Consider the following 2,062-nt stretch of genomic DNA (forward strand, 5'->3'; position numbering starts at 1 on the left):
CGCGCCTCGAACTGTTCCGAGATGAGCGGCGAGGCATCGAAACGCGCCGGCTGCGACTTCACGGTAGCGAGCGTCTCGCCATTGTCGTCAGACCAGATGATCGAACTCGGGGTCAGGAAATCGGTGAAGGAGAAGGACACGCTCGAGCCGAACTGCTCGGCATGGCTGATGCCGACATTGCCATTTTCGGGCAGCGCCACCGGTTTCAGCGACCAGTTGCCATCCTTGCGCTCGCAGACGACGACCTTGCCGCGCACATTGTCCATCAGGCTGATGAACAGCCGGTCCTGCGTGCGGGCCATGCCGGCGATGGAAACGCGATATGCCGGCTCGAACAAGGTTTCGACAGATCCGAGCGCGCCGGTCTCGACCCAGTGCGCCAGATTCAGCGAATAGAGGCCGTCGGGCTTGCAAACCGTGCCGTCGGGCGCCGTCCATGGACTGCGCACGCCGAACACGAGCTGATCCCTGAATATTGCCGTATCGGTCATGTCGTCCGGTAGCGGCAGCTGTTTGTTTTCGCCGGAAGGCAGCCGAAGGAAGATGTGCGAAGCGAAGAAATTCAGCGTTCGAGCCAGGACCAGATAGCGTCTGTCACCGTCGTACTCGACAGCGGCACCAACGGCGAGATCCTCTTTCTGCGCCTCGAAGATCGGCGTCGCGTCTTCCAGCTTGGTATCGCGCTTCCACAGCTTTATGACTCGCGGATAGCCGGACTCGGTCTTGTCGGCCTCGTCGAAAGCGGCCGAAACGATGACGGTGTCCTTATCCAGCCAGCTGAAGCCCGACTTGGAAGCTCGCGCGTGAAACCCGTCTTCTACGAACGACTTAGTTTCGATGTCGAACTCGCGCATCTCGCTCGCGTCACCGCCATCCGGCGACATACTCACCAGGCAACGGTTGAAGTCCGGATAGAGTCGGCTTGCGCCGCCAAAAACCCATTTTATCCCATCCTTCGCCGCAAGCTGGTCGAAGTCGATGATCGTTTCCCAGTCGGGCTTCTCGGTCTTGTAGGAAGCGACCGTCGTGCGGCGCCAGAGGCCGAGCACATTGGTCTTGTCCTGCCAGAAATTGTAGACATGGCCTTTCAACGCAGCGCCGACCGCAATGTTGTCCTCGGCCGTCATCAGGTCGAGCGCGGTCTGGAACGACGCCTGGTAGGACGGATCGCCCTGCAATTCACCAACCGTGACCTCGTTCTGGCGATGTACCCAGTCCAATGACTGTTTGGCTGTCCTGTCCTCCAGCCAGAGGAAGGGATCGTTGGTCGAGGGGGTGGAATTCGGCGTCTGGGTGGCAGGCTTGGTCATCAGGTCTCCGATAAACGCGTTGCTTTGAAAAAGCCAACGCCGATAGGCCGTATCGATATTAACTATGCTCAGCGCACAATTGAGGCTTTCCGCCCACCAGCGAGGCTAGCAATAGCCAGCGCCAGGCACATCAAGCCAAGCGTGATCGGCAGACCTCTCGCGCCCATAAAATCCATGGCGCCCCCCGCCAGCGGCGGCACGGCGATACCGCCGACGCCCCACATCAGGGAAAAGGCCGCATTGCCGGCAACCAGTGCGGAGCCGGTGAAGCGCTCGCCGAGCTCGATGATCGACATCGTGTAGATGCCGTAGGAAACCGCGCCCCAGACAAAGATCATCGGCCAGATCAGCGGCGACTCGATGAGAAGCGGAAGCAGGACGCAGCCGAGCACCGTGATCGCGACGCAGGCAAGCCGCACCAGGCGCGCGGAAAGCCTTTCCGCCAAAAGGCCGAGCGGCACCTGCATGGCGATATTGCCTGCAATCATCACCGACAGCAGCGCCGACATGCGGGTCTCGGTGATGCCGTGATGGGTGCCATATACAGGCAGCAACGCCAGCGCGCCCTGTTCGAAGCCGGCGGCGACTATGACGGCAAACAAAAGCAGCCACGCCAGCGGCACGAAACCCAGGACGGAAACTTGATGCCCGGCCTCGTCGACCTTGGGCAAGCGCGGCAGCACCAAGCCCAGGCAGATGCCGCACAGCACGAAGGCGGAGATGCCGACGAGGAAGGGCGGCCAGCCCTCAGT

2 protein-coding genes (1 of these 2 cut by a window edge) are annotated in these 2,062 nt (G+C 61.2%); both read right to left on the minus strand.

Annotation, left to right across the window (positions count from 1 at the left end):
* Positions 1 to 1,310, minus strand: part of the annotated coding region (locus tag EOC06_RS33360) for a prolyl oligopeptidase family protein (RefSeq protein WP_164898885.1) (this coding region is incomplete at its 3' end). The annotated region extends 618 nt beyond the left edge of the window; 1,310 of its 1,928 annotated nt are in view.
* A 68-nt stretch (positions 1,311 to 1,378) separates the two neighbouring features.
* Positions 1,379 to 2,062, minus strand: a 684-nt coding sequence (locus EOC06_RS44145; protein WP_245470298.1) for an MFS transporter, incomplete at its 5' end; no start/stop codon positions are given.

Origin of the sequence: Mesorhizobium sp. M7A.F.Ca.MR.362.00.0.0 (genome assembly GCF_004023175.1) — a bacterium.
Classification (GTDB): domain Bacteria; phylum Pseudomonadota; class Alphaproteobacteria; order Rhizobiales; family Rhizobiaceae; genus Mesorhizobium.